We start from the raw sequence: 26803 nt of genomic DNA, 5'->3' as shown, positions 1-26803 counted from the left end.
GATAGAATCATTTATGGAAAAAAACATTGTAGTCATCATCAGAAACCCCTTAAAAAATAAGTCCAATGGCTTCGGCAAGCCATGATACTGCTGTGTATGTTTGTCCGATGCATCCAGAAGTTAGGCAAGCAAAGCCAGGAAGTTGCCCAATTTGCGGTATGAGTTTGGAGCTTGCAACCACAGCAAGCGACGACATTGAAAGCACAGAATATAACGATATGTATTTAAGATTTTGGTTGGCACTCATCTTAAGTCTACCAATTGTTGTTTTGGACATGGGACAGCACTTCTTCGCAGAAGTTATATCTACTCAACATGCAGTCTGGATTCAAATGATGCTAGCAACGCCTGTGGTGTTATGGTGTGGTTGGCCATTTTTTCAGCGTGCAGGGAAGTCATTTGTATCTAAACATTTAAATATGTTTACGTTGATTTCCATTGGGATTGGAGTTGCATGGGGATATAGTGTATTTGCAGCACTATTTCCTGCGTTATTCCCTAAAACCTTTCGCAATGCACAGGGGATGGTAGCTGTTTATTTTGAAGCGGCCGCAATGATTACAACGCTTGTTTTGTTAGGACAAGTTTTAGAGTTAAAAGCGCGCAAACAAACTGGCAGCGCTATTCGCGCTTTATTAAAGTTGACACCAGACGTTGCTCATCGCTTGAATGAAGAAGGTCATGAAGAAGAAACTCTACTCTATGAGATTCAAGAGGGAGATTTGTTGCACGTGCGCCCTGGAGAAAAAATTCCGGTGGATGGAGAAATTCTTGACGGTAAAAGCCATGTTGATGAATCGATGGTGACAGGTGAGCCAATGCCGGTGGAAAAAACAAACACTCCAAAGTCATTGGTGGCACTATCAATCAAACTGGTAGTTTCACGATGAAAGCACTGCATGTTGGTCAAGACACCATGCTTGCTCGTATTGTGCAAATGGTTAGTGACGCTCAGCATAGCCGGGCTTCAATCCAGCGATTAGCTGATCAAGTGTCTGGATGGTTTGTGCCTATTGTATTGCTGGTTGCATTAACGACGTTTATTGTTTGGGCAATGGTTGGACCAGAACCTTCTTTTGCATACGGTTTAATTGCTGCAGTCTCCGTGCTTATTATTGCCTGCCCTTGTGCTTTGGGGCTGGCAACTCCTATGTCTATTATGGTTGGTGTAGGGGAAGGTGCCCGAAATGGAGTATTAATTAAAGATGCGGAAGCATTGGAATGTATGGAAAAAGTAGATGTGTTGGTGGTTGATAAAACCGGAACATTAACGGAAGGAAAACCTACTTTGACTAAGATCATCACGGCTGCAGGATTTCGTGAGGAGGATGTGTTAGCGGCTGCCGCTGCTGTAGAGTATAACAGTGAGCATCCTTTGGCTCATGCCATTGTCAGGGCAGCTAAAGAAAAGAAATTATCTTATTCTAACGTGACTGATTTTGACGCCCTTACGGGAAAAGGTGTTATAGGCATTGTAAATGCTCAGCGGGTGGCGGTCGGCAATGCTAAATTAATGGAAGAAATATTAATTGGGGAGAATCTATTTTTAGAGTCTGCCGATGAATGGCGTTCTGAAGGGGCTTCTGTGATGTATGTAGCCATCGCTGATAAACTAGCAGCGCTTTTTGTTGTTGAAGATCCAATGAAACCCAATACAAAAATGGCGATTAACCGATTGCAGAAGCAGGGAATTTATATGGTCATGCTCACAGGAGATAGTCGAAAAACTGCAGAAGCGGTGGCCAGTAAGCTTGGAATTCAGCAAGTAGAAGCTGAAGTGATGCCAGAAGATAAAAATAATATAATTGAAGCCTTAAAAAAGAAACACCATACAGTGGCTATGGCTGGAGATGGTGTCAATGACGCTCCGGCTTTAGCGCGTGCCGATATTGGTATAGCCATGGGCACTGGTACAGATGTGGCGATAGAAAGTGCCGGCATCACCTTGCTGCATGGCGATTTGAATGGCATTGTTAAAGCAAGGGACTTATCCAAAATGACGTTGCATAATATTCGGCAAAATTTGTTTTTTGCTTTTATTTATAATGCATTAGGCGTACCTATTGCTGCCGGAGTGTTATATCCATTTTTTGGATTACTTTTAAGTCCTATCATGGCCGCAGCAGCCATGTCGTTGAGTTCTGTGTCGGTGATTGCTAATTCATTACGATTACGTTGGGTAAAGTTAGGCAATTCGCTTTGAAGTGCGTTTTGTAATTGGTTATTTGCTTATTTATGGTTTTGTATACAGTCCTATTAATACATCTTCTGCAAGAATATGGTCTTGCATGGCATTGATAACGTCCTGCTTATTGGCACTGGAATTTAAAGATAGCACGGTGTCTAAAGCGTACAATTTAAAATAATAATGATGAGTCCCACTTGGAGGGCAAGGACCTTGATATTTTGTATTACCCCAACTATTTAGGCCAATCATAGCACCTGCAGGAATTTCAGTATTGGCAGATAAGCCCTGTTGATTCGCAGGGATATTAAATAGTATCCAGTGATCCCAGATGCCACTTGGTGCATCAGGATCCTCCATAATCAATGCGTAGGATTTTGTTCCTGCTGGTGGATTTTTCCAGCTTAAAGGAGGAGAAATATCTGAACCATCACAAGTATATTGTGAAGGAATTCTGGCGTTAGGGGCAAATGCCGGACTGGAAATCGATAAGCTCATGGCAAAACTCCTTATGCTCAAGGTGCTTAAAATAATTAAAATAACAAAATAGTCATGTTTCCTCATGTTTAACTCCATGTTTCCATCCTTGAATACTTCCTGGCGGAGCAAAACTCAGAAAATGCATCATGTTGGCTATGTGTTTTAATTATAGTTTAAAATTTTACTGAGCCTATGATAAACCAGGCCAGAATTTTACTAACCATGATGAATGATTAAGAAACAGAGTAACCGACATTCCCACGCTCGCTTGCGCGGAGATGACAGACTGTATTGATTTAAAATATTTCTGTGTAGTATTGAAGTTATTCTAATTTAAAAGATGCACAAAAGAGCGTGGGAATATGAGAATTAAGATAATTCATAGGATAAAATGTTGCATTAAATTTCATCTAGTGTAAACTTTACCCAGTTATGAAAGCAAAATTACCTCTTATACTCATTATTTTAATTATCCTGGTGTTGCTTACTACCATGTTTTTGTTATGGAAGAAGCAGCCGCCTGTTCAAGAACTGCATTTAAAGCAATTAACTTTTACAGCATTGCCTGGTTGGGAAAAAAGCAATCCCATGACTTCTTTTCAGGCATTTCAAAAATCTTGTAAGGCTTTTTTAAAACAGAAACCAGAGAAAAATGTTGGTAGTAAGTACATTAGTCTAAAAGCAAAAGATTGGTATCCTATTTGCCAAGCGGCACAGAATGTGGATGTCAGCTCGGACAAATCAGTCAAAATGTTTTTTGAACAGTGGTTTACTCCTGTGGCATTTTATGAAGATAAACCTGTTGATGGTTTATTTACAGGCTATTATATGCCAATGCTCAAGGGTAGTTTAACTAAAACAAAAGAATATAATACCCCCATTTATGGACTTCCTAGAAATCTGATCACCGTTAATTTGGGGCTATTTTTTCCAGAGTTGAAGCATCATCGGAAAATCATTGGGCGACTTAAAGGGAATCAATTAATTCCTTATTATACCAGTAAACAAATTACAGATGGTGCTATTGATAACCATGCACCAGTGCTTGCTTGGATTAATAATCGAATTGATCGTCAATTTCTGGAAATTGAAGGTTCGGGTGGTATCGAGTTGACTGATGGGAAAACACTGTTTCTAGGATATGCTGGTGAAAATGGCAGGCCATATACCTCCATCGCTCGTGTATTAATTGATAAGGGGGTCATGACGAAAGATACAGCCTCCATGCAGCGTATCCGCAAATATTTTAAAACTCATCCACAACAAGTTGACTCCGTGTTAAATCAAAATCAGTCGTTTGTGTTTTTCCATGCATTACCTCGGGAAGAAGCCTTAGGATCACAAGGGGTTGCTCTCACACCTGGTTATTCTTTGGCCGTTGATCTGCAATGGGTCCCTATGGGGGTTCCAGTTTGGCTTAATACCAATCGACCTGATAAAGAGAAAAAAACAGTCACTTTCCAACGCCTGATGATTGCACAAGACACTGGCGGCGCTATTCGTGGACCAGTTCGTGGAGATATTTATTGGGGAGCTGGAAAGGAAGCGATATACATTGCCGGTCATATGAAAAATAAGGGGTATTACTGGTTGCTATTGCCTAAGCTTATTCTTCCGCAATTACAGGATAAAATGATTTAAAATCCATATTTTTTTATTTCCATGCAGACGTAAATGACGTAACTGCGTCAATAAATGATTCTCCTTGCTTCCATACTCAATTAATTGTTTAAAAGTTTGATTTATTGATTGGTTATTCTACTCTAAAGAATAAGGGATTGTTTTTGGAGTGGACATGCGTCCTATTCTATTTGGGCTAATTCTTGCAATAAATACCGCATTTGCTGATGATTTCATCGGATTTTCTGCTTACGAAAATGGCGATTATCATACGGCTTATCAACAATTAATTATTTCCGCCAAAGGAGGAAATGAGGAAGCTATGTATTTGATAGGCCGTATGTATCAATATGGATTAGGGGTCAATAAAGATATAAAAAATGCCTTATATTGGTATCAAAAGTCAGCTGAAAAAAATAATGCCTTAGCAGAATTAAGTCTTGGGTTTTTATATGATGCCGGAGAAGGTGTTCCTAAAAGCTATTCTCAGGCGTTTTCCTGGTATTTAAAAGCAGCAAAACAAGGTAATGAAATCGCTCAGCGCAATGTTGGCTTAATGTATGCCACAGGAGATGGCGTTGATAAAGATGAAAAACTTGCTTTTGAATGGTTTAAAAAATCAGCGATGCAAGGATACAGTAAAGCCCAGGTTAACTTAGGCTATCAATACATGATGGGATATGGAACAGAAAAAGATGTGAACGAAGCCTTAATATGGTACGAAAAAGCAGCCTTACAGGGTGATGAAAAAGGACAATACAGTCTTGCATTATTATACAGTGGCAAATATGGTATTCCTCCAAACCCGGAAGCTACAACATACTGGCTGCAACAGGCAGCAGCTCAGGGTCATATTAATGCTCAAGCTTATCTGGCATATCAATATTTAAATGGTTTTGGGGTACAACGTGATGTTCAAAAGGCAGTATTTTGGTATCATGAAGCGGCTCAGCAGGGTAATCCTTTTGCACAAGCCGAGCTTGGCCAATTGTTATTGACTGGCATAGGATTAGATAAAGATTATCAAAAGGCGGCTTTTTGGTTTCATAAATCAGCTGAGCATGGTAATGCTACAGCACAAGGAAAGCTTGGCTATTTATACGCAGCAGGTCTTGGTGTTCCCAAAGACGCCATTAAGGCTTATGGATGGCTAAAATTGGCTGCTCAAAATAATAATGAACAAGCTAAAAAAGATTTAAAGCGTTTGGAAGCAGAATTATCCACCAGCGATAAAGAACAGGGCGAGCATTTCTTAAAGGAAATCGCTGTTCAAAATGAGCAATTCTATGATGAGGGCCCTTAATATTGCTAGAGCAAAATCATAGTTGCTCACTTCGTGACTATATGATTTGAGCTTTAAATTCATGATCAACCGTGAATTACTCGGTGATATGCATAGCTTACCCAATCTGATTTCCATGATAAAAAGGTGGTGAGTTGAATGTTTACACTTAAATTATTAAACCTATATAAATTAATCCACCAAGCAGGCTGGGTGAATTTTTTTTCAAATCACCTGCACTTAGAGGAGTACTTTGCAAATTAAAAATTGCGTAATTAATTTGTTCCGCAATGTAAATATTCTTTGTTATTTTTTGCTCTGCACCAATACTCGCTATAGCACCATATACAAAACCCGAATTTGAGCCAACTGACTCCGGAGAGTTTTCAATGTAGGTACTTTTCATAAATGCTGCTTCTGGGCCAATCATTCCATAAAACATATTATTACTTGATAATGCATACCCTAACTTGGCGCTGGCTCCATAGTTCCAGTTAAGGGAGTGATTTGCGCTGATTAAACCAGGTATTGCCCGACTTGGGCCAGAGTTGTTATTTTGATAGGCATTATGTTGCATATGCAGATCAGGACCTAATAACCAGCCCTTGGTGAGAGGGAATAAATAACCTACACTTAAAGCCGTTGCAAAGCCAGAATTACCATATCGGTGATTTTCATTTTGATTTCCAATCTTGTCATACCCAAGATGATGATAATTGGTAGAAGACAGGCCCATACTCGCTCCAAGGTGAGTGCCTGCGAATTTGTTATTGGCAAAGGAAGAGTTTGTAAATACATTACCCGTAAGAAATAAACTTATGCCGCTTAACAATACAATATTGATATTTTTTATCCTAATTTTATTCATTAAATGATGTCCGACTTTTTCATGGCATAGACTATCCTAATTCCCCCTAAACAAAATTTCACCATTATCATAATGAATTTAAAAAAAGACGAGAAGCAGTACTCAATTTTATTTCCTGTTTCATCAAATACCCCTATGATAAAAATTTATCCTTTGTAATTTGTAAAAAGTACATGTCTGAAATTATTTTTAGAGCAGAAAAGTGGGGTTTATAAGACATAAGACGCTTACTAAAAATGAATTCTGAAACCATTCTTAATTTTTTTAATGACTTAACGCCAATATAGTGGTGGAAAAGATTCAAAAATTGGTCAAATTATCACCATTCAATTAGCTTCTTTACATCGTCAGGTACTTCTTTGTGCAAGTCATCAAGCCTTATTATTCGAGGTTTTTAATAGGCTGCTCACAAATTTATCCACAGATTTTGTGGATAAAAATCGTCGCTGTTGTGAAATGGGGTTGTTTAATTTAAAAACTCTATTCTTATTTTGCAACCTAAAACAGCCAGTTGCGCGTTTTCATGTCTTAGTTTTCATATAAATGGGCAATTTTTTTTCATGAGTCGTCTGAACAAAGTAATGTATAAAGCAAATGAGGAGAGGCGATAAGTTCTTCTTTTTTCGTGCGAGATAACTTTTTAATACGATGCTCCAATTTCATAGCCAGTGATTTATCTCCCATAATTTCCCAGGATTGAGCCAGGCTTATGGGTTTAAAGCTTCGAGTATATTTGCATCCTGTCCCTTTTTTATGAGATTGATAGCGTTTCATCAGGTTTGTTGTATACCCTGTATAATAGGTATTATTCTCACAATGGAGTATATAAATCCAATACGGTTTCTTTTTAGAGATTGGAGTATTCATAAGCAATCATTTTTAAATGGTATTCAGGCTTTCATAGATGAGGCTCATGGTTATTTTTCCTTGTTTATCTTTATTGCGCTTTAAAATAGTAAATGTGGTTAAATTCAAGTCTTCGGAAGTAGCATAGGCTACACTTAAAAAGTATTGGCTTTCGAGTGTTATTTGTTCGGCAGGGATATCCAATTTTTTAATAATAACGGTAGGGTATTGGCGTTGAACATTCCTTCCTCGCCTCGTGCCTGTATGATTTCATTGACTTGAGACTGATTTAAACCGTTTCCCAATGTCATTAATACGGGTAAAGGGGCTGTATTAATATTAATGGGTGTTGTTTCAGGCAAGGCAATGACATAAGGTGATAGAGTTTGATAAATTTGTGAATCAACACCGTGCAGCAGGCGAAATTCCGAGACGCTTTTCATGAGTTGATGACTGGGCAGATATGGGGGATTTTGTTGCAAGTAGAATGCTTGAAATTCATCATGGCCGCTATCAGGGCGATATGGTGTAATCCAGTTTTGGGTAGCCCTGACGATGGTTTTGCGTTGAGCATCTGAGGTTTTTTTTAATAAAATTTCTAGTAGTCGATAAAAAGAAGCCTGATGTTTTGCATCCTGTAAATTATTTAGATTAAATCGTGCCTGCAAGTCATATAGACGGCCTTTAGTGACAAGTTGTGGATAAATGGTTGCAAATTCTTGAGGAAATTTCAGACCTTCTATGGGGAGGAGAATGGTTTCTTTTTTTGAAAGTTTATCCATTGCCCAGAAAGTAACTGCCTGCGACGCAAGATGTAATTTATCGCTGGTTATGGTGAGACGTGTACGATAGATATCCAATTGCAAGCGGGTACTCATGGCGGTTGCAGCAATGGCCACCAGCGTCATGATAAACAAGGCGGAAAGTAAGGCACTACCGCTTTGAGGCGATGATTTATCCTGCATACAGTCCCTCGGGTATAATAAAAAGTAAGCTCATTTCTCCCCAATTATGTAATTTAAGAGTCCATTGTATGGCAATTGGCATAGGGTCTTTTATCTGATTTTGCATGACAACATGCTCATGCCAGTCGGTTAATACTTGGCGATTGTGTGATAAATAGGCAAAAGAGCAGCTATCCAGATTATTGAGTATGATTTTATCCTGATATTGTTTGCGTTTTGGTTCATCAAGATTCCAGCTTCTTCTTATTAATTGTTGCTCTTGGCAAATAAAAGCAATTCGTTTCATAGTGCTGCGCTTTTCCGTACCATTAGGATTGACGATTCCTCCGCGAGTAAATTCAAAATAAAGCGGCTGGCCGATAAATGAAGAAGATAAATGCATTTCTGCTTCACGAACAGGGCGGTTTACCGCTTGCTGCGCATCACGTGTTATTATTGTCATGGCTAACTGCAATTCACTGAGTCGATCGGAGTGTATATTAACGCGGGCGCGAGTATTAAAGGCATGATACATGGCAACGGAGGTTAAAACAGCCAGGATAGCAAACACAGCAAGAGCAACCATGATTTCAATCAGTGTGTATCCTTGAGTTTTCATGACATGTACCTGAATGCAATCACTGGATCATGAAAAGGTCCTGTCTGATTTTTACTGGTGGTAATCTGAATCTCTTCCATTTTTTTTATTTGAGTGGGCAACAATTTTGCTCGCCAATACCATTGCTCTCCAAGCATGCTAGTGACCTGAGTCACTTCCTGTCCTGAATGAATAGGTAACAGACCTAACTGAATCATATGAATACCCTGCATTGCAACCCAATGACGAATTGTTTTTTCCTTAATTCGGTCGGTTAAAGCTACGTCTTCGGAGGTGGCTTTTAACAGAGCGGTTAGGGCAATTGCGATAACGGCAAGGGCAAGAAGCACCTCAATTAAAGTAAATCCTTTTTGTTTATTCATGGTGAAGTCATGGTTTGAAAAAAAACACTGCCGTTCTGTTGGCCAATTACGGCAGCTAGCTTCGGTACTTTATATGAGCCAAAATATAGAGTAAATGGTGTTATATCTCCCGAAGCATGAATAATAATATCGGGAGAAACACTCTTTTTCTTCTCTGTTGCCCAATGAAGCATGGTATTATTTGGAACCGCCTGGATGTGAAAAATACCTTTTGGCGGCATGGCCTGCCAGTGTCCTGAAGTATTAAAACGGAACACTTGATAAGTCTGATTATGAAAGCGAATGCCTAAGGTACTAGCTTCAAGAATCGCTTGCTGCTGGGTTAATTTGACGTAGTTGGCGAATTGTTCAGCGGCCATCATAACACGTCGTTTTTCACCAAAATCTCCAAAAGCAAGAAGCGCAAAACCAAGAGTAATTCCAATGATGACAAGAACCACCAAAATTTCAAGAAGGGTAAACCCTTTTTCCTTGTTAGGCGAAGTTGGGTTATGAGTTTGCATCCCAATTACCAACTTCTGCATTAACGCCTGTACCGCCTGGTTGACCATCGGCACCTAGTGTAAAAACATCAATTTCTCCATGCTGACCAGGATTTAAATATAAATATTCACGACCCCAGGGATCCTTGGGCAAGGATTTAAGATAAGGTTTCCAGTCACGGGGGATAGGATTCGTTGTGGGTTTCTCAACCAAGGCAAGCAAACCTTGGTCTGTGCTGGGGTAAAAGCCGTTATCTAACTTGTACAAGTCCAACGCATTTTGAATGGCCAATACATCCTGCTTGGCTTTAACAATTCGTGCTTCATCGGGTCTGCTGATAATTCTGGGAACGACGATGGATGCCAGAATACCAAGAATAACAACAACGACCATAATTTCAATAAGAGAAAAGCCATGCTGTTTGTTCATATTACAAGTTGCTCCATAGAAAAAATTGGCAATAAAGTTGCCAAAACAATAAAAAGAACGACCCCGCCCATTAAGAGTATGATTAAAGGCTCCAACAGGGTCAACGCAGTGTCAATTAATCGTTTTACTTCATTATCAAGATGTAAGGCGGCGCGTTCCATCATGGAGGCAAGTTGACCGCTTTTTTCTCCGCTGGCAATTAGATGGACCGCCATGGGCCCGAGAAATCCAGTTTCTTTAAGAGCCACATGAATGGCCGTTCCTTCCTTGACCCGGACAGCGGCCATATCAAACGCCTGACGCATGACAAGATTGCTAATCAGGCTGGTTGATACACGCATGGTTTCTAAAACGCTGACACCTGCGGCAAATAAAATGCTAAATGTATGGATGTAGCGTGCTGTGTTAATTGATTTTACAAGATAGGCCACAATGGGCAATTTTAAGATCAGTCGATGCCATGCTGTTTTTATTCGTACATTCGCCAAGCTTTTTTTAAATCCTAGCAACAGCAAAATTAAAATGAATACAACGTATAATCCATAGGATTTAACAAAGGTGCTAATTAGGATAAGAACATTCGTCATGGGCGGCAGAGACTGGCCGCTGTTGCTGAATACGTCAATAATCTTGGGAACCACAAAGGCCAGTAAAAAGCTGATGATGGCAGTCGAGACGACTATCATAAGCGCTGGATAAATAAGGGCTTGTTGAATTTTTTGCCGGGTCTGTTGTTGTTTTTCCGTATAATCAGCCAGTTTTTCCAGCACCAAATCCAAACGACCGGTTTGTTCTCCCGCCGCGACGGTTGCTTGATATAATTCTGGAAATGCATAGGGGTATTCTGTCATGGCTTGAGCTAAGGAATAACCTTCTACCACTTTAGAGCGAACACCGATAATTAATTGTCGGGTTTTGTCTTTTTCAGTTTGCTCGCTTACTCCGCGCAACGATTCATCAACTGGGATCCCTGCCGCAAGCAAAGTAGCCAGTTGGCGAGTAAATAAAGATAAATCCTGTGCGGACAATTTATTTTTATGTTTTGATTGCTGTATTTTTTTAAAGGTATGAATTTGGGTCGGAATTAAGCCTTGTTCCCGCAATAATTGCCGGGCATGCCGTTCGGAGTCTGCTTCAATGATGCCTTTACAGGCTGTTCCTGATTTTTTCAGCGCTTGATATTGATACGCGCCCATAGTTTTATAACCGATTTAATGGAGTAATTAAATAAATAGAAAACGCAATAGCCTCTAGTATTAATCCATGATTTATTGTATATGGGATAGTTTAATCTATTGGGTTTCATAAGTCACTTAAGGTAAACTAGCCACGGCCAATCACGGAGACAATAATGAGTAAAAACGCGCTACTTGATGCGATTAAACAATACGACGCTAAATTTATTGATTTGCGTTTCACCGATACAGTAGGAAAAGAACAACATATTACCATCCCTGTCTCTGCAGTCAGTGACGATTTCATAGAATATGGGAAAATGATTGATGGGTCCTCGTTTAAAGGATGGCAAAAAATACATCAATCTGATTTGGCACTGATGCCTGATTTAGACAGCATTCTTCCCGATCCCTTTTATCAAGAAAATACCTTGTTTGTCCGTTGTAACGTGGTTGATCCACAAACAATGCTAGGGTATGAACGGGATCCACGATCTTTAGCGCAAAGAGCAGAAGCCTATTTGCAATCCACTGGGATTGCTGATCAGGCTTTATTTGGCCCTGAACCTGAATTTTTCCTGTTTGATGATGTGCGATGGGAAACAAACATCAGCGGATCATTCTATAAGATTGATTCAGAAGAAGCGCAATGGAATTCAGGTAAGGTGGTGGAAGGAGGCAATATTGGCCATCGTCCCAGCATTAAAGGTGGATATTTCCCTGTGCCGCCAGTCGATTCGTCTCAAGATATTCGTTCTGCTATTTGTCAGACGCTTGAAACATTAGGCATTGAAGTGGAAGCGCATCATCATGAAGTTGCAACCGCAAACCAATGCGAAGTGGCAACCCGCTTTAATACCCTGACCAAAAAAGCAGACGAACTGCAGATTTTAAAATACGTGGTTCATAATGTTGCGCATAATTATGGTAAAACAGCAACGTTTATGCCAAAACCATTGGTAGGAGACAATGGCAGCGGGATGCATTGTCATCAGTCTTTGGTCAAAGATGGGGTTAATCTGTTTTCTGGTGATCAATACGCCGGTTTATCTGAAACTGCTTTATATTATATTGGCGGCATTATTCATCATGCGCGTGCAATCAATGCATTTACCAATCCGGCGACAAACAGCTATAAGCGATTAGTGCCTGGCTTTGAAGCACCTGTATTGCTGGCTTATTCTGCACGTAACCGCTCTGCAGCCATTCGTATTCCGCATATCAATAATCCCAAGGCTCGTCGTATTGAGGTGCGTTTCCCTGACCCAACGGCGAATCCATATCTTGCTTTTACAGTCATGATGATGGCGGGGCTTGATGGAATCAAGAAAAAAATTCATCCAGGACAGCCAATTGATAAAGATTTATATGATTTACCTCCAGAAGAATTAGTTGACGTTCCAACGGTTTCCGGCTCTCTGGAAGAAGCAGTGTACCACTTGCGTAACGATCACGATTTTCTTTTGGAAGGAGATGTATTTAGTAAAGATTTCATTAATAGCTATATCGCGTTGCGTGAAATGGACATCGCTCATGTCCGTAGTCTGGTTCATCCAATTGAGTTTGAGCTTTACTACAGCAGTTGAGGTTTGCCGGCAATATGGATGCTTCTGATATTGATTCAGAAGCATCCATATAAATCATCAGTATCAAGGCATATATACTCAATCCATGGCTTAAAGAAACACAGTGGCCAGCGAGGTAGTTTTTGCGCAACAAAAATAGTAGAAGGATTTCGTGTCATCTGTATAAGGATCGTTGAATATGAGGATAGATAAACTGCTTTTTTGTTTTGTGATGGCGATTAGTCCATTGCACGCGCAAATTTATAAGTGGACCGACAGCAACGGAAACGTTTATTTCAGCGATAAACCTCATCCTGGCGCCGAAAAAATAGAATTACCCGAGGTGCAAACTTTTTCTTCTCCTGCCCCTTCTTCGGAAAGTTCAGCGGCGATGCAACAGGAAGCAATAGAAGCTTCAACGGATTATGCGATGACTATTCTTGCCCCTAAAGATCAGGAGACGATACGGAACAATCAAGGGTATGTAGCCGTCAATGTGCAATTAGAACCATCATTAAAAGCAAATGATAAGTTACAAATAATCTTTGATGGTAAGGCGTTAGGTAAACCGCAAGCAACCACCGTTTTTGCTTTACAAAATATTAATCGCGGTTCCCACACGATTGCCGTTCAACTCGTCAATGAACAAGGGGATGTGCTCAAAACCAGTCCGTCCGTGACGATTTTTATGCATCGACCCCGAGTTGGGATGGTACCTCAAACTCGTCCAAGTCAAACCCCTTGAAATTTCGCTTTTTTGCCCTCATATAGGTTGCTTATTCCAGTATATATTGACAGGAGATTTATCAATGGTGGCTAAGCAACAAACAATGGGTTTTCAGACTGAAGTAAAGCAAATGCTTCATCTGGTTGTTCACTCACTTTATAGTAATAAAGAAATTTTTTACGTGAGTTGATATCCAATGCGTCTGACGCTCTGGATAAATTGCGATTTTTAGCCCTGGCTGACAGTGGACTGTACGAAGGGGATTCCGATCTTAAAATTACGGTTGAATTTAATCAAAAACTTAAAACCATTACCATTACGGATAATGGAATTGGATTAAGCAGGGAAGAGGCGATAGAAAATCTGGGAACGATCGCCAAATCCGGTACTAAAGAATTTCTAAGCCACATATCGGGTGAAAAAGCAAAAGACTCTCATTTGATTGGTCAGTTTGGTGTTGGCTTTTATTCAGCCTTTATTGTCGCTGACAAAGTAACCGTTAAAAGTCGCCGTGCTGGCTTGACATCTGAAGAAGGCATTGTTTGGGAGTCTCATGGAGAAGGAGAATTTACTATTGGTCAGGAAGCCAAGAAAACTCGTGGTACTCAAATCATATTGCATTTGAAAAAAGAAGAGGAAGATTTTTTAAGCGATTGGCGCTTGCGTAGCATCATCAGCAAATACTCTGATCATATCTGCTGGCCCATCGTCATGAAAAAAGTACGGACGAAGATAAAGAAGATAAAAAAGAAGAATATGAAACCGTCAATAAAGCAACAGCACTTTGGACTTTACAAAAATCTGAAATTTCGGATGATGAATATAAAGAACTTTACAAACATATTTCTCATGATTATCAAGAACCGCTTGCGTGGTCGCATAATCATGTTGAAGGTAAACAGGATTATATAAGTTTGCTATATATTCCAAGTCATGCACCCTTTGATTTATGGCAGCAAGAAGTAAAACACGGCTTGAAATTATACATCAAACGTGTGTTCATCATGGATGATGCGGTTCAGTTTTTGCCGCGTTATTTACGTTTTGTCAAAGGGATTGTCGATGCCAGTGATTTACCTTTAAATATTTCGCGTGAAATTCTGCAAGATAATAAACAAGTCGATAATATTCGTGCAGCATGCACTAAGCGTATTTTGTCCATGCTTGAAAAAATGAGCCAGGAGGATGTTGAAAAATATCAACGTTTTTGGGATGAATTTGGTTTGGTATTAAAAGAAGGCCCTATTGAAGATTTTGTAAATCGTGAAGCAGTGGCCAAACTATTAAGATTTACAACCACCGTCAATGATTCGGAAAAACAAACCGTTTCTCTTAAGGAATACGTTGACCGCATGCAGAAAGATCAGGATAAAATTTATTATGTCACGGCTTCAAGTTACAATGCAGCCAAGCATAGCCCGCATTTGGAAATTTTCAGAAAGAAAGGGATTGAAGTCTTGTTATTAAGTGACCGTGTGGATGAGTGGCTGGTTGGTTATCTAAGTGAGTTTGACGGTAAAAAATTACAATCCATCAGCAAAGGCAAAGTGGATTTAGAGGATGCAAAAGAGGTTGAGAAGCAAGAAAAAACATTCGAACCCATGCTAAAACAAATTAAAGAAATTTTGGGTGAGCGAGTGAAAGACGTGCATATTACAAGCCGTCTGACCGATTCACCAGCTTGTGTGGTAGCGGATGAGCAAGATATGGGGCTTGAAATGCAGCGTATTCTCCAGGCTGCGGGTCAGAAAATGCCCGAAATAAAACCTATCTTTGAAATCAATCCTGAACATGCGTTGATAAAACGTTTGCATGCCATGGAAGATGATGATCGTTTTGCTCAGTGGGTGGTCGTTCTCTTTGAGCAGGCTGTTCTGGCAGAAGGTGGCCAATTGGATAATCCCGCCGATTTCGTGCGACGCATCAATCAATTGCTTGTTGCCTCTTAAAAACAAACGCAACTGAGTGGGCTGCATCGCAGCCTACTCTTATCTAAAGAGAGAGTGAACATCGCTTTAGCAATTTTTTCAGGCAAAAAATCAAGCCATCTTATTCTCAGTTCAACCTATTTTACTTGTATAATGTCTATCCATATGCTACATCTTTGAGTAAGAAATACTCAAAATGAGTGTGCTTATGCCTAATATGTACGATGAAGCAGATTCTCCTGCTGACGTGGCTATTGTTGGTTTGGGTCCTGGCGGTTTGGCTGCCGCTTATAAAGCTGCTCAAAAAGGTTTGAGAGTGGTCGCTTTCACTGATCGAAAAGATTATATTCGTGGGCAGAGATTAGTTGTATCTGAAGAGACAGAAAAGTTTCTTCGTGAGATACGAAATCCTGCTGATCCTTTAGATCAAGTATTTTGGGATAACTATGCAAAAGAGGGAACACTCAAGACAAAAGATATTGAAATGTATATTTATCGAAAATTAGAAACGATGGAAAATGTTACGATTGTTCAAGCTACTAAAGGAACTGAGCATGCAATTAGCGCAATTAAAGCAGGAGATGGCGCCGATTATGTCGAGTTAGGGACGGGTGAAAAGTATCATTTTAGGCATTTGCTTGGTGCAGACGGGGCACGTCATGGTGTGGCTGATATGGTTCGTGATGGTTTGGGGAAAGAAATTTCGTATGCTGATAGCAAAGAACAGGAGAGGCACCCATATCATGCTGTTGTACAATTAAAATTAAAAGAGGGCGCGGCAGTAGATGAGGCGCTCAAACAAGTTCGAGGTACAAAAGTGGCTAAACTTGGTTGGATGGAAACATTCATGCCGAAATGTTATGTATTTCCAAATAAAGATTTAACTGAATTTTATTTCGCAGGTGAAGTGCCTCAATCCATCTTTCGAGCGAGTGAAGAGGATAGACCGGAATTATTAAAGCAATGGGCTGGGGCAGCGATTAAGGAAAAATATGGCGTAAATATTGATGATTTGGAATATCGGGTTACGGGTAATAGAGCTGAAGATGCTCTACAAGCAACGGTATTTGAAATGAGGATGAGACAATCCCAACATTCTTTAATTGATGTTCAGGCAGGGAAATTCGCAAGAATTGGAGATGCTCGAAGAACACCAAACTATAATTTAGGTCATGGCATGAATGATGCTATTGCAGGTGGTTTGGCATTTGTCGAATGTATTGGTAAACCTCCACATGCCGATGAGTTTGATTCTGCTCAATTTAATAGAACAATGCAATCTATGGATGCGCAAGTGGAAAGGAGAATGGCTTATTTACAAAATAATCAAGCTTCTCAAAGGCAAAAAGCACAAGATGAATTAATGATTAAAATTAATCAAGTTTCTACAGACGTCAATGAAACCATGCGAATTTTGGAAGTGGAGTTAGCAAAAGGTGATGACAGGGCAGCCGCTATTCAGCATGCTTTGGATTTATGTCGCGGTGCACGGCTGAATTTGGAAGTGCTACGCGAGACTGTAAGAGAGGATACTAATATTAGCTCTTTACTAGAATGCATGGAGTCAACCAAGTTAATTCTCACAGAGACTCATGAAGCCGTTCAAGCACTTCATATTGACATAACCCCCCATATAGAGGAAAGCAGCAGTAATCTTCTTGTGCGATTCTTTAATTGGCTTGCATCCTTGTTTTCTGATAAAGCTGTTCAGGCTAATCCTATGACTATAGAGCAACATGTAAAATCTCTTGAAGACATGCAATCAGTAACTCAAAGAATGTAATTTAGGCTCTAATATAGATATTGCAAGTTGCATTTGAGATTAAATAAGAAAGGCCCATATATGGGCCTTTCTTATTAGGGCAAAAGTATTATTCCTCAGTTAAACGGAAATATTTGGTTCCAAAATAACGCTGTAATTTTTTCCTGATGGTTCCGCGGCTAATCCCTAGCATTTTTGCGGCTTGAAGTTGATTTCCTCGGCGCTTCTCCATAACCGCCTGTAAAAGAGGAGGCTCTACTTCAGATAGAATCATGTCATATAGACCGTCAATAGATTTATTTTTATTGTCAGCTAAGAAGCGGCTGACCAAGGTGTATACTAAATCTTGAAGTCCTTGCTCTTGTTTGACGTTGCTATTGGTTTGTATTTCAGTGACATTCATCGTAACTTCCTTATCTTGGTTAAATCAAACTCTCCAAATGCTTTCAAAGGCAATGAAAGCAAAATTTATTGTACATGAAGGATAAATGATAAGCTAGGAGTTGCTATTAAGTTTATTCATTTCACGTTCAATCAACGCACTTATTTTACAGTCAGCTTGTTGTATTGAAAGTGAGGATTTAAGCATATGCAAGCGTTTTGTTATACCCTGGGAAGTATTTGGGTTCATTAATAATTCTGAAACAAGGCGGGTTACTTCCAGTGGATTGCAATCATATTGCAGTAATTCAGGGACAATCATTTTATTCTGTAATAAATTGCATAAACCTAAATATTTAACTTTCATCAGCTTGGACGCGGCGATAAATGTTAATAAGGAAGCTTTGTAAATAATACACATTGGTTTTTCAAGTAACGCACACTCCAAGGAAGCGGTTCCTGAGGCAACAATCACACAGTTGCTGCCGGCAACCACGTGCATAGCATTCCCTTGAATGAGGGTATAATCAATGGCGTAATTAGTAAAATAGTTGTTTACCATGTCAGAATCAATGGTGCTGGCAATGGGGATTACGAAATGCAAATCACTAAATTGCGCGGTTAACTGTTGAGCGCTACTGACTAATATGGGCATGTGCCGTTCAATTTCATGAGTTCTACTACCGGGAAGCATGGCAATTAAGCGTTTATTTTGTGGTAAGCCAAGCGTATGCCGTGCCGTTTTCATATCAGGGCAGTTATTTATCTTTTCTACCAAAGGGTGGCCTACATATGTGACTGGAACTCCTGCATTTTCATAAAGTTTTTTCTCAAAAGGAAAAATGACAGCCATGTGATCAATGTTATCCCGAATCGTTTTAATACGGCCTGCTTTCCAAGCCCAAATTTGCGGACTGATATAGTAGAGAATACGAAGGCCCAATTCTTGTTTAGCGTATTTAGCCAAGCGAAGATTAAATCCAGGATAATCAACCAGAATCAATAAATCCGGTTTGTTTTCTTTTAGATGAGCTTTTATGTCTTTGAATGCTTTTTTTATCGTGTGAAGATGACGTACGACTTCTGAAATGCCAGTGACACCAAAGCGGGCGAGGTCGCTAATAAGAGTGGCGCCGGCTTTTTGCATATGCTGTCCGCCAATGCCGCTAATTTGTAGTGCAGGGTAAGTGACCTGCAATTCTCGAATAATAGCAGCTGCATGGATATCACCTGACTCTTCACCAGCAATGATGACCAGTCGCTTAATTGGTTGCATATCGTGCAGTCAGATTTTTGTTAATCAGCGATGTTATTTTTTCCGCAGTTGATAAAGCAGCGCATCCTTCTTCACCAGTAACGAGAGGGTTACTATCTTGTTGGATGCATTGAATAAAAGCCTTAATTTCTTCAAGTAAGGCATCTCCTTTTTCAAAAGCGGATTGATGACGCGTAATCTCGGGAATACCGGGAAACATTTCACCTTCTCCTTTTTGAAAAACGGCGAATTGCTTGTTTTGATAATCAATGGAAATGTAGGAATCTTTCTGAAAGATACGGGTTTTTCTTTCTGTTTTAAAACTGATGCGACTGGCAGTAACATTTGCAACACAGTGATTTTCAAACGTAATGCGCGCATTGGCGATATCAATGGATTTGGTCAAGACAGGTGCGCCTTGAGCCTCAATGCTTTTTATAGGGCTTCGAACAATGGTTTGAATGATATCAATATCATGAATCATTAAATCCAGGATCACATTCACATCAGTTCCTCGTGGATTAAATGGAGCCAGTCTTTGAGATTCAATAAATAATGGTTGATCAAGATGATCATCGAGTGCAAGTCGTGCCGCGTTAAATCGTTCTAAATGACCAATCTGAAGTTTGGTTTGATGAGCGGCAGCCAGTGTAATGAGTTCTTTTGCCTGAGCAACGGTTTCTGTCATTGGCTTTTCTAACAAAACGTGAATGCCTTGTTCCAGACAGTCTTTAGCGATTTGATAGTGCATATTTGTTGTGGCTGCGATGCTGACCGCATCAACCTGACCAAACAAATCATGATAGTTAAAATAAGCTGGTACGTTCAGTTCTTTTGAAACGGCTTCACACGCGTCTGGATTAACATCACAAACGGCAATGAGCTCTACATCATCCTTTAAAGAACAATATTTCTGGGCATGAAATCGTCCAAGATATCCCACGCCAATAACCGCACATTTAAGTTTACTCATAGCATGACAACTGGTAATAATGTGCGCGTATTATCGCACTATCTAACCTGGTTATCAATTTCAATACGTAGAGTGGCGTCCCAGGCAGGATTCGAACCTGCGACCTGCCCCTTAGGAGGGGGCTGCGCTATCCATCTGTGCCACTGGGACGTTAAGACAGAAGTTTGTAAAATAAAACCAAGGCAAGTCTACAATCATCCCCCACAAATAACAACACGCCTTGCCGCTGTAACTTCATATTTTTAATTTACATACCAACGTAATTAGGGCCACCGCCGCCTTCCGGCGCGCACCAAACAATATTTTGTCGTGGATCTTTAATATCGCAAGTTTTGCAATGGATGCAGTTTTGTGCATTGATTTGCAATCTTGGTCCGGATGATTCTTCTATAATTTCGTAAACGGCAGCAGGGCAGTACCGTGTTTCAGGCGAAGCGTATTGCTTATAATTAATTTCTATTGCTAATGTTTTATCGCGCAGTTTCAAGTGAGAGGGCTGATTTTCTTCATGAAACGTATTGGATAAATAAACGGATGACAAACGGTCAAAGGTTAAAATGCCATCGGGCTTCGGGTAGTTGATTTTTTTTGATTTGCTTGCTGGTTGTAATGTTAAATGGTCAGCATGATTTGCAAGTGTCCAGGGCGATTTACCGCGAATGATATACGTTTCAAACGCAGCATTGGCCAAGCCAGCAATCAATCCATAGCGGAAACCTGGTCGAATGTTTCGTACTTTATAAAGCTCTTTTGCGACCCATGATTGCCTAATTTTGTCAGAATAGTTAATTAATTCAATAGGGTTTTGCACGTCTTGCGATAATAGTTCAAAACAGGCTTCTGCAGCAAACATACCAGATTGCATGGCCGTGTGTATGCCTTTTATTTTGGCGACGTTTAGAAAACCTGCAGCATCACCAATCAAAGCACCGCCTGGGAAAGTCAATTTAGGTATGGATTGCCAGCCGCCTTCATTTAAAGCTCGGGCGCCATAAGCAACACGTTCACCACGATGTAATACATCACTTACGAGCGGATGGGTTTTGAAGCGTTGCATCTCTGCAAAAGGATTTAACCAGGTATTTTGATAATCAAGGCCAACCACAAATCCAATAGCGATTTGATGATTAGAAAGATGATAAATAAAAGAACCTCCATACGTTTTATGGTCAAGCGGCCAGCCCACGGTGTGGATTACTAATCCTTGGCGATGTTTTTCAGGTGGAATTTGCCATATTTCCTTTATGCCCAAACCGTAAGTTTGTGGTTGAACGTTTTGATATAATTGAAAGCGGTTCATTAAATTAAGGCTTAATTGACCTCGACAACCTTCGGCAAATAGGGTTTGCTTGGCATGAAGATGCATGCCGGGTTGGTAGTTTGCCGTTTTTTTGCCTTCTTTATCAATCCCCATATTGCCGGTTGCTACCCCAATGACTTCTCCCTTGCCATTGTACAGAATGTCAGTCGCAGCAAATCCTGGATAGATTTCACATCCCAATTTTTCGGCCTGGATGGCTAGAAACTTGCATAGTTCGCCAAGGCTAATGATAAAATTTCCATGATTTTTCATTGGCTTGGGAGTAGGAAGGCGAACCGCGCGCTTTTGGGTCATATAATAAAATTCATCTTGAGTCACTGGGGAATCCAGAGGGGCTTCTTGCCAAGTATCTGGTAATAAGGCTTGTAAACTGCGAGGCTCTAATACCGCACCAGATAAAATATGTGCCCCAACTTGTGCTCCTTTTTCCAGAACGCATATACGAACATCTTTATTCTGGGCAGCGGCTAATTGCTTTAATTTAATTGCTGCTGCTAACCCAGAAGGACCAGCTCCGACAATCAGTACATCGTATTCCATGGTTTCTTGTTCCACACCAACTCCGATTTGTGAAAACCAAAATAATCGCTTTTATAGAGTTTAAGATCAAGAATCAATTCAACCTAATTTAGATGCGCTATACTTATCACCGGTTTGAAAAATGATTGATGGTTAAGGAAGAACAACATGGATGCACAGCAATGGCTTGCAAGTCTGATAAGTTTTGATACTACATCACGCAATACCAATATACCGTTAATCGAAGTGATTGAAGCCTGGTGTAAACGTCATCATCTGGCTTCCCAAATTATTTTGGGGCGCCATGAAAAAAAAGCGAACTTGTTTGCAACCATCCCAGCAAAAAACGGCGAAGTAGAGGGCGGTATTATACTATCAGGACATACGGATGTTGTGCCGGTAGACGGGCAGCTATGGGATAGTGATCCATTCGTTGCAACAGAACATCATGGAAAGATCTATGGCCGAGGAACAGCCGATATGAAAGGATTTATTGCCGTCGTATTAGCTTTGTTACCAGAATTTAAAACATTAAAATTAAAGAAACCCATTCATGTTGCTTTTACCTGCGATGAAGAAATTGGTTGTTTGGGTGTGCCTTATTTATTGGATTATCTGCAAAGAGCTGGAATTCATCCAGAAGCGTGTATTGTCGGAGAACCGTCCGGAATGCGTCCTATTGTGGGCTATAAAGGTCGACAAGTATATCATTGTCAAATTAGAGGACTTGCAGCTCATTCATCATTAACAACTCGAGGGTGTAATGCCATTGAATACGCTTGCCGCCTCATTTGCTATATTAAGCAAATTGCAGATTATTTAAAAAAAGAAGGGCCATTTGATAATGATTTTGATGTGGAATTTACTACCATGACCACCAACATCATTAGTGGCGGCGAAGCAAGTAACATCATTCCAGGTAATTGCGAGTTTATTTTTGAAATACGTTATATTCCTAATAGTTCTCTTGAGAATATACGCAGCCAAATTGAAAACTATATCAATCATACGTTGCTTCCTGAGATGCAGAGTGTGTACTCAGAGGCGGCCATCTATCTGGATTTAACGTCCGATGCCCCCGGATTTACTGCGCTTGAAGATGAACCAATTACAAGTTTGGTGCGCACGATTACAGGAGAAAAAGAGCGCTTTAAAGTCTCTTATTCTACTGAGGCTGGGTTATTTCAGCGTGCTCATATTCCAACACTGATTTGTGGTCCTGGCCATATTGAGCAGGCTCATCGCCCAAATGAATACATCAGTATCGACCAGCTAAAAATTTGTGAGTCTGTGCTGCGGAATGTGATTCATTTTTTTTGTTTAAATTAAAGTACTCCTAGAATGTTGTTTTTTTGTCATAGAATCGTGACCTATTCCTGGTTTTTTATTCGATAAAATTTGCTTTTCATACCTTTGTATGTCCCATCTTTATAATAGGTCATGCCGCATTTTTCCATGACGCGAAAAGACGCTTTATTATCCTTATCCGCATAGGCAATAATGTAGTCTGCATCAATATTTTTTTTGGCCCAATCTAATAAAGCACACAATATTTCACTGGCATATCCCTTATCCCAATAGTTTTTATGAAACAGATAGCCGATTTTAACCTCGCCTGTTTCATAATGATCAAAATAAGCTCTTCCCACAAATTGTTCAGTATCCCGCCTAAAAACTACAAAGGCAGGTAAATTGCGATGTTTGCAGTTGGACAAATAATCTTCTATGAGTTGTTGCAATTCTTTGCGATCGAGCGTACCAGAGGGAAAATACTCTTTGACTTCTGGATCATTATCCAACTCTTCAAGATAGTGGATATCTTCTTTAGTAATAAAACGCAAACCAAGGCGGTCAGTTTTTATCAGATATTTCTGCATGATTTTTAAGAATCGCCTGTTAACTTTAGTATCAACTATACTTTTATATAGACAATAATATTAGAAAAGCAATTAATAGACTCAAGGACGAAGATGAAAGTTCTGCCGTTTAAAACCTCCAAGAAGGTTTCCATTGGTGTTGAGTTAGAGTTTCAGATTATTGATATTCATAGTTTTTCTTTAATTTCTCGCGCAAAAGAATTTTTTAGAAACTTAAATGAAATAAACTATAAAGAAAGAATAAAACCTGAAATAACTCAAAGCATGATAGAAATAAATTCATCGATTCATCATGCTCCAACAACGCTATTACAAGAATTGTTGGAATTGCAATCTTTTTTAAAATCAAAGACCGCAAGTACTGACATAGGTTTTTGTGGAGGAGGGACGCATCCTTTTCAGCAATGGTCCATGCAAAAAATATACCCAAGCCAGCGGTATAGAAAAATTTCTCGACGATTCCGTTACTTAAGCAAACGAGCAACGGTATTTGGCCAACATATTCACGTAGGTTGTGCTAGTGGCGATGATGCAATTTATTTGACGCATGCTCTCGCAAGATATGTACCGCAATTTATCGCATTAAGCGCTTCATCACCTTTTTATCAAGGCATTGATACAGGTTTTTTTTCTGCACGCTCTTCTATTTTTAATTCATTCCCATCAAGCGGTGTGATGCCTTATTTTAAAGATTGGCAGGAATTTTCTAATTATTTTTATAAAATGCGGGATTGGGGACTCATCAAAACCATGAAAGATATTTATTGGGATATTCGACCTAAGCCCGAATTTGGAACGGTGGAGATACGAGTATTCGATACACCGCTTACTATAAAAAAATCCGTTGCCATGGCTGCTTATGTTCAAGCATTAGCGCTTTATCTTTTAATGGAAAGGCCTGAACTTATCTCGCGGGATTTATATTATTTATATAATTATAATCGTTTTCAGGCCAGTCGTTTTGGTCCTAGTGGGACGTTTATTAATCCTTATACTAATCAACATGATTTGATTCTTGATGATGTGCTCGATACCATGAAAAAATGGAGCAATATACGAGACAGCTTGACAGTGATGCTTATATTGCAAGTCTTAGAGACGATGTGATTAATAATAAAAGTGATGTGATTTTATTAAGAAAAATATTTAAAGAATATCAAACATTTACACAGGTGGTTGCTGAACAATATAGACAATGGATAGGTCAAAATGAATTATAAAAAAAATGGCTTAATCCGCAAAGCCGAATTAGAAGCTCAAATTAAATATTTGCAACACGGTGTATTAAGTCATTATCTGAGTCGCCATGAGTTGGAACAGATGCTAACCCATTGTGATATCGTGGTGTTTGAACCCAATGCACTTATTATACAACAGGGTAAGAATACAGATGGTTTTTATCTTATTGTTGCAGGTCGGGTTGATTTGATGGCAAGAATTTTGGGGAAAGGGATACAAAAAATAGAAACCCTTACCGTAGGTCATTTTATAGGGGCGGCAAGTTTTATTGAAGACGCTCCATGTGCAACCTCGGCCGTGGCTCAAGAACAGGTTGAGTGTTTACATATTACCCCTCTTTATTTTGAACTGTTGGCAAGCTATTTTCCACAGACGCAGTATAAAATTCTTAATGCGGTTAGCGTGCAGGTTTGTCATCACTTGAAACGCATTCATGATAAAGCAACGGCGTTTATAGCTCATTCTGATATGATCACTTTATCCTTCTTTGGCCGGGTTATTCATACATTAACTCAGCCAAAAAAGCTCGCTTCCATGTCTGATCAGGAAGCCAAGACGCTGCTACAGGGGAAACCGATATTCCAGGGATTTACCCCAGATGATTTAACGGTTTTATTTGCACATTCTACCTTTTTAGAAGCGCCAAAAGATTGCATTTTAATTCATGAAAGAGAGAAAAATGCTTCTTGCTTTATTGTTCTTCATGGTGCTGTGCAATCCAGTATTATGCAAGACAATAAACTTGCCAAATTATCCGTTATTGGACCGGGATCATTATTTGCAAGCATTGCCTGTGTGGATCGTAATTCTGAATTTACCATCACCTTTTTGACTTGCGAATCGGCGGTACTATTAAAAATTCCGGAAAAAGCTCTGAATTTTTTTGAAGTACATCATCCTGAGCTTTGGTACAAACTATTTAATCTGATTTGTGAATCATTAGTGGCTCTTAGTAAATCAATTAATAAATTAGATATCAGGCTGCATATTGAGGCCTATAACAGGTGAACGGGTATGTGTAGAATATTGTCTTATCTTGGGCGGCCAGTGATGGTTGAAGAATTGCTTTATAAACCTGATAATTCATTTATCAAACAAAGCTATCATCCAAAGTACATGTCCTATCTGCTTAATTTGGCTGGTTTTGGCATGGCGGCTTGGGAGCATACTTCACGCAATCCGTTAAAACCTTATTTGTATAAAACCCCACAACTGCCATTTTACGATGAAAATTTACGCCATCTAGCCTCAAAAATTACCCCTCATTGTTTGCTTGCCCATTTGCGAGGGGTGTCTTACCATGAATCCCAAGTGGTGGCTAATCAAAATGTTCATCCATTTGTATTTCCCGACTCCAATATTGCTTTGGCGCACAATGGCTCGCTTCATAATTTTAATACAATGCGCTACGATTTACTCGAATACATACACGATGATTATAGAAAACTCATAAAAGGAACAACGGACAGCGAATGGATTTATGCCGTCTTTTTGTCACAGTTATCAAATCCATTGGGAACGTATGAAATTGATGATATTGTTAATGCAATTATTTCAACATTAAAAATACTTAAATACGTTCGTCATCAACATGATATTGCGATAAATTCACCCGTTAATCTTTTTATTACGAATGGTGAATTTATTGTTGCCACTCGATTTGTACTGGACTATGGATGGTTGCCAGATAATGCGCCGCCCTCGAGTCATTTTTCTTACCATTCATTATGGTATACCTATGGTGAAAGCTATGGATATTATGATAATGAATACAAAATGAAAAGCGGCAAAAATAAATCAAGTATTATTATTGCATCAGAACCGTTGACAGAGGACACAACGACCTGGCTTGAGGTGCCGGAATATACATTGATTCTGGCCTATCTTCAGCAAGAAGAAATTAAGATTATTTCGCATGATATTTCCCTATGATTTTGTCAAAAGTCCTAGAGTTGTTCGGAGC

General features: G+C 39.6%; 23 protein-coding genes, 1 tRNA gene and 2 pseudogenes. 11 read left to right on the top strand and 15 right to left on the bottom strand.

Going from position 1 to position 26803, the window contains the following annotated elements:
* Nucleotides 1-77: 77 nt before the first annotated feature.
* Nucleotides 78-2203: pseudogene (locus tag LOA_RS07280) on the top strand (copper-transporting P-type ATPase); the annotation flags it as partial.
* Nucleotides 2204-2233: 30 nt separating this feature from the next.
* Here LOA_RS07280 and LOA_RS07275 read toward each other — a convergent pair.
* Nucleotides 2234-2683, bottom strand: coding sequence for a YbhB/YbcL family Raf kinase inhibitor-like protein (locus LOA_RS07275; protein WP_035894307.1), 450 nt, complete (start codon nt 2681-2683; stop codon nt 2234-2236).
* A gap of 414 nt (nt 2684-3097) precedes the next feature.
* On the opposite strand from LOA_RS07275, the gene mltA reads away from it, so the two are divergent.
* Nucleotides 3098-4306 carry a murein transglycosylase A gene (gene mltA, locus LOA_RS07270; protein WP_025385758.1) on the top strand — a complete coding sequence of 403 codons (1209 nt, stop codon included), beginning with the start codon at nt 3098-3100 and terminating at the stop codon, nt 4304-4306.
* A 154-nt stretch (nt 4307-4460) separates the two neighbouring features.
* On the top strand, nt 4461-5588 hold the full coding sequence (locus tag LOA_RS07265; protein WP_025385757.1) for a tetratricopeptide repeat protein: 1128 nt from the start codon (nt 4461-4463) through the stop codon (nt 5586-5588).
* 148 nt (nt 5589-5736) lie between these two features.
* On the opposite strand, the gene LOA_RS07260 is transcribed toward LOA_RS07265, so the two are convergent.
* From LOA_RS07260 to lspF, 8 genes are all read right to left on the bottom strand, one after another.
* Nucleotides 5737-6435: an outer membrane protein gene (locus tag LOA_RS07260; RefSeq protein ID WP_025385756.1), complete on the bottom strand. Its 699-nt coding sequence runs from the start codon at nt 6433-6435 to the stop codon at nt 5737-5739.
* A 558-nt stretch (nt 6436-6993) separates the two neighbouring features.
* Nucleotides 6994-7302 (bottom strand): GIY-YIG nuclease family protein, encoded by a 309-nt coding sequence (locus LOA_RS07255; protein WP_025385755.1) that lies wholly within the window; start codon nt 7300-7302, stop codon nt 6994-6996.
* 158 nt (nt 7303-7460) lie between these two features.
* The gene (gene gspK / locus LOA_RS07250; protein ID WP_238551182.1) at nt 7461-8246 is read right to left on the bottom strand and encodes a type II secretion system minor pseudopilin GspK; all 786 of its coding nucleotides are present in this window, start codon (nt 8244-8246) and stop codon (nt 7461-7463) included.
* Nucleotides 8236-8844: a GspJ family T2SS minor pseudopilin variant LspJ gene (gene lspJ, locus LOA_RS07245; protein ID WP_025385754.1), complete on the bottom strand. Its 609-nt coding sequence runs from the start codon at nt 8842-8844 to the stop codon at nt 8236-8238. The genes gspK and lspJ overlap by 11 nt, the downstream gene beginning before the upstream one ends.
* Nucleotides 8841-9206, bottom strand: coding sequence for a GspI family T2SS minor pseudopilin variant LspI (gene lspI / locus LOA_RS07240; protein ID WP_025385753.1), 366 nt, complete (start codon nt 9204-9206; stop codon nt 8841-8843). Before lspI ends, lspJ begins: the two co-directional genes overlap by 4 nt.
* Nucleotides 9203-9709, bottom strand: a complete 507-nt coding sequence (gene gspH, locus LOA_RS07235) for a type II secretion system minor pseudopilin GspH (RefSeq protein ID WP_156411356.1) — start codon at nt 9707-9709, stop codon at nt 9203-9205. Before gspH ends, lspI begins: the two co-directional genes overlap by 4 nt.
* Nucleotides 9696-10118 (bottom strand): GspG family T2SS major pseudopilin variant LspG, encoded by a 423-nt coding sequence (gene lspG / locus LOA_RS07230; protein WP_025385751.1) that lies wholly within the window; start codon nt 10116-10118, stop codon nt 9696-9698. The genes gspH and lspG overlap by 14 nt, the downstream gene beginning before the upstream one ends.
* Nucleotides 10115-11314, bottom strand: coding sequence for a GspF family T2SS innner membrane protein variant LspF (gene lspF / locus LOA_RS07225; RefSeq protein WP_025385750.1), 1200 nt, complete (start codon nt 11312-11314; stop codon nt 10115-10117). Before lspF ends, lspG begins: the two co-directional genes overlap by 4 nt.
* Nucleotides 11315-11469: 155 nt before the next feature.
* Between lspF and glnA the strand changes: the two genes are divergently transcribed.
* From glnA to LOA_RS07205, 4 genes and pseudogenes are all read left to right on the top strand, one after another.
* Nucleotides 11470-12879: a type I glutamate--ammonia ligase gene (glnA, locus tag LOA_RS07220; RefSeq protein ID WP_025385749.1), complete on the top strand. Its 1410-nt coding sequence runs from the start codon at nt 11470-11472 to the stop codon at nt 12877-12879.
* A 178-nt stretch (nt 12880-13057) separates the two neighbouring features.
* Nucleotides 13058-13603 carry a DUF4124 domain-containing protein gene (locus LOA_RS07215; RefSeq protein WP_169728701.1) on the top strand — a complete coding sequence of 182 codons (546 nt, stop codon included), beginning with the start codon at nt 13058-13060 and terminating at the stop codon, nt 13601-13603.
* 64 nt (nt 13604-13667) lie between these two features.
* Nucleotides 13668-15534: pseudogene (gene htpG / locus LOA_RS07210) on the top strand (molecular chaperone HtpG).
* 175 nt (nt 15535-15709) lie between these two features.
* Nucleotides 15710-17296 carry an NAD(P)/FAD-dependent oxidoreductase gene (locus LOA_RS07205; protein ID WP_118996646.1) on the top strand — a complete coding sequence of 529 codons (1587 nt, stop codon included), beginning with the start codon at nt 15710-15712 and terminating at the stop codon, nt 17294-17296.
* 88 nt (nt 17297-17384) lie between these two features.
* On the opposite strand, the gene LOA_RS07200 is transcribed toward LOA_RS07205, so the two are convergent.
* From LOA_RS07200 to LOA_RS07180, 5 genes are all read right to left on the bottom strand, one after another.
* Nucleotides 17385-17678, bottom strand: coding sequence for a helix-turn-helix domain-containing protein (locus LOA_RS07200; protein ID WP_025385746.1), 294 nt, complete (start codon nt 17676-17678; stop codon nt 17385-17387).
* A 93-nt stretch (nt 17679-17771) separates the two neighbouring features.
* Complete coding sequence (gene lpxB, locus LOA_RS07195) at nt 17772-18932, bottom strand: lipid-A-disaccharide synthase (protein WP_025385745.1); 1161 nt, start codon at nt 18930-18932, stop codon at nt 17772-17774.
* The gene (locus LOA_RS07190) at nt 18919-19884 is read right to left on the bottom strand and encodes a Gfo/Idh/MocA family protein (RefSeq protein WP_025385744.1); all 966 of its coding nucleotides are present in this window, start codon (nt 19882-19884) and stop codon (nt 18919-18921) included. Before LOA_RS07190 ends, lpxB begins: the two co-directional genes overlap by 14 nt.
* Before the next feature lie 73 nt (nt 19885-19957).
* Nucleotides 19958-20034: transfer RNA gene (locus LOA_RS07185), tRNA-Arg, on the bottom strand.
* Nucleotides 20035-20131: 97 nt separating this feature from the next.
* Nucleotides 20132-21760 (bottom strand): 4Fe-4S dicluster domain-containing protein, encoded by a 1629-nt coding sequence (locus tag LOA_RS07180; RefSeq protein ID WP_025385743.1) that lies wholly within the window; start codon nt 21758-21760, stop codon nt 20132-20134.
* 132 nt (nt 21761-21892) lie between these two features.
* Here LOA_RS07180 and argE point away from each other — a divergent pair, with 132 nt between their 5' ends.
* Complete coding sequence (argE, locus tag LOA_RS07175) at nt 21893-23053, top strand: acetylornithine deacetylase (protein ID WP_025385742.1); 1161 nt, start codon at nt 21893-21895, stop codon at nt 23051-23053.
* 41 nt (nt 23054-23094) lie between these two features.
* On the opposite strand, the gene LOA_RS07170 is transcribed toward argE, so the two are convergent.
* Nucleotides 23095-23601, bottom strand: coding sequence for a GNAT family N-acetyltransferase (locus LOA_RS07170; protein WP_025385741.1), 507 nt, complete (start codon nt 23599-23601; stop codon nt 23095-23097).
* A 93-nt stretch (nt 23602-23694) separates the two neighbouring features.
* On the opposite strand from LOA_RS07170, the gene LOA_RS07165 reads away from it, so the two are divergent.
* The 3 genes from LOA_RS07165 (at nt 23695) to LOA_RS07155 (ending at nt 26772) form a co-directional block, all read left to right on the top strand.
* The gene (locus tag LOA_RS07165) at nt 23695-24708 is read left to right on the top strand and encodes a YbdK family carboxylate-amine ligase (protein ID WP_238551181.1); all 1014 of its coding nucleotides are present in this window, start codon (nt 23695-23697) and stop codon (nt 24706-24708) included.
* A 102-nt stretch (nt 24709-24810) separates the two neighbouring features.
* The gene (locus LOA_RS07160; RefSeq protein WP_025385740.1) at nt 24811-25848 is read left to right on the top strand and encodes a Crp/Fnr family transcriptional regulator; all 1038 of its coding nucleotides are present in this window, start codon (nt 24811-24813) and stop codon (nt 25846-25848) included.
* A gap of 6 nt (nt 25849-25854) precedes the next feature.
* Nucleotides 25855-26772, top strand: coding sequence for a class II glutamine amidotransferase (locus LOA_RS07155; protein ID WP_025385739.1), 918 nt, complete (start codon nt 25855-25857; stop codon nt 26770-26772).
* Nucleotides 26773-26803 lie beyond the last annotated feature (31 nt).

Origin of the sequence: Legionella oakridgensis ATCC 33761 = DSM 21215, assembly GCF_000512355.1 — a bacterium.
GTDB classification, from domain to species: Bacteria; Pseudomonadota; Gammaproteobacteria; order Legionellales; family Legionellaceae; genus Legionella_A; species Legionella_A oakridgensis.
This window is presented reverse-complemented; position numbering and strand designations above follow the sequence as displayed.

Coding starts and splice junctions, on each gene's coding strand:
- LOA_RS07265 (WP_025385757.1), top strand. CDS start 4,461: ATGCGTCCTATTCTATTTGGGCTAATTCTTGCAATAAATACCGCATTT.
- LOA_RS07260 (WP_025385756.1), bottom strand. CDS start 6,435: ATGAATAAAATTAGGATAAAAAATATCAATATTGTATTGTTAAGCGGC.
- LOA_RS07200 (WP_025385746.1), bottom strand. CDS start 17,678: ATGAATGTCACTGAAATACAAACCAATAGCAACGTCAAACAAGAGCAA.
- LOA_RS07275 (WP_035894307.1), bottom strand. CDS start 2,683: ATGAGCTTATCGATTTCCAGTCCGGCATTTGCCCCTAACGCCAGAATT.
- LOA_RS07255 (WP_025385755.1), bottom strand. CDS start 7,302: ATGAATACTCCAATCTCTAAAAAGAAACCGTATTGGATTTATATACTC.
- gspH (WP_156411356.1), bottom strand. CDS start 9,709: ATGCAAACTCATAACCCAACTTCGCCTAACAAGGAAAAAGGGTTTACC.
- LOA_RS07165 (WP_238551181.1), top strand. CDS start 23,695: ATGAAAGTTCTGCCGTTTAAAACCTCCAAGAAGGTTTCCATTGGTGTT.
- lspI (WP_025385753.1), bottom strand. CDS start 9,206: ATGAATAAACAAAAAGGATTTACTTTAATTGAGGTGCTTCTTGCCCTT.
- LOA_RS07155 (WP_025385739.1), top strand. CDS start 25,855: ATGTGTAGAATATTGTCTTATCTTGGGCGGCCAGTGATGGTTGAAGAA.
- gspK (WP_238551182.1), bottom strand. CDS start 8,246: ATGCAGGATAAATCATCGCCTCAAAGCGGTAGTGCCTTACTTTCCGCC.
- LOA_RS07205 (WP_118996646.1), top strand. CDS start 15,710: ATGAGTGTGCTTATGCCTAATATGTACGATGAAGCAGATTCTCCTGCT.
- glnA (WP_025385749.1), top strand. CDS start 11,470: ATGAGTAAAAACGCGCTACTTGATGCGATTAAACAATACGACGCTAAA.
- argE (WP_025385742.1), top strand. CDS start 21,893: ATGGATGCACAGCAATGGCTTGCAAGTCTGATAAGTTTTGATACTACA.
- LOA_RS07215 (WP_169728701.1), top strand. CDS start 13,058: ATGAGGATAGATAAACTGCTTTTTTGTTTTGTGATGGCGATTAGTCCA.
- lspG (WP_025385751.1), bottom strand. CDS start 10,118: ATGAACAAACAGCATGGCTTTTCTCTTATTGAAATTATGGTCGTTGTT.
- LOA_RS07190 (WP_025385744.1), bottom strand. CDS start 19,884: ATGAGTAAACTTAAATGTGCGGTTATTGGCGTGGGATATCTTGGACGA.
- LOA_RS07160 (WP_025385740.1), top strand. CDS start 24,811: ATGAATTATAAAAAAAATGGCTTAATCCGCAAAGCCGAATTAGAAGCT.
- lspJ (WP_025385754.1), bottom strand. CDS start 8,844: ATGAAAACTCAAGGATACACACTGATTGAAATCATGGTTGCTCTTGCT.
- mltA (WP_025385758.1), top strand. CDS start 3,098: ATGAAAGCAAAATTACCTCTTATACTCATTATTTTAATTATCCTGGTG.
- LOA_RS07170 (WP_025385741.1), bottom strand. CDS start 23,601: ATGCAGAAATATCTGATAAAAACTGACCGCCTTGGTTTGCGTTTTATT.
- lpxB (WP_025385745.1), bottom strand. CDS start 18,932: ATGCAACCAATTAAGCGACTGGTCATCATTGCTGGTGAAGAGTCAGGT.
- lspF (WP_025385750.1), bottom strand. CDS start 11,314: ATGGGCGCGTATCAATATCAAGCGCTGAAAAAATCAGGAACAGCCTGT.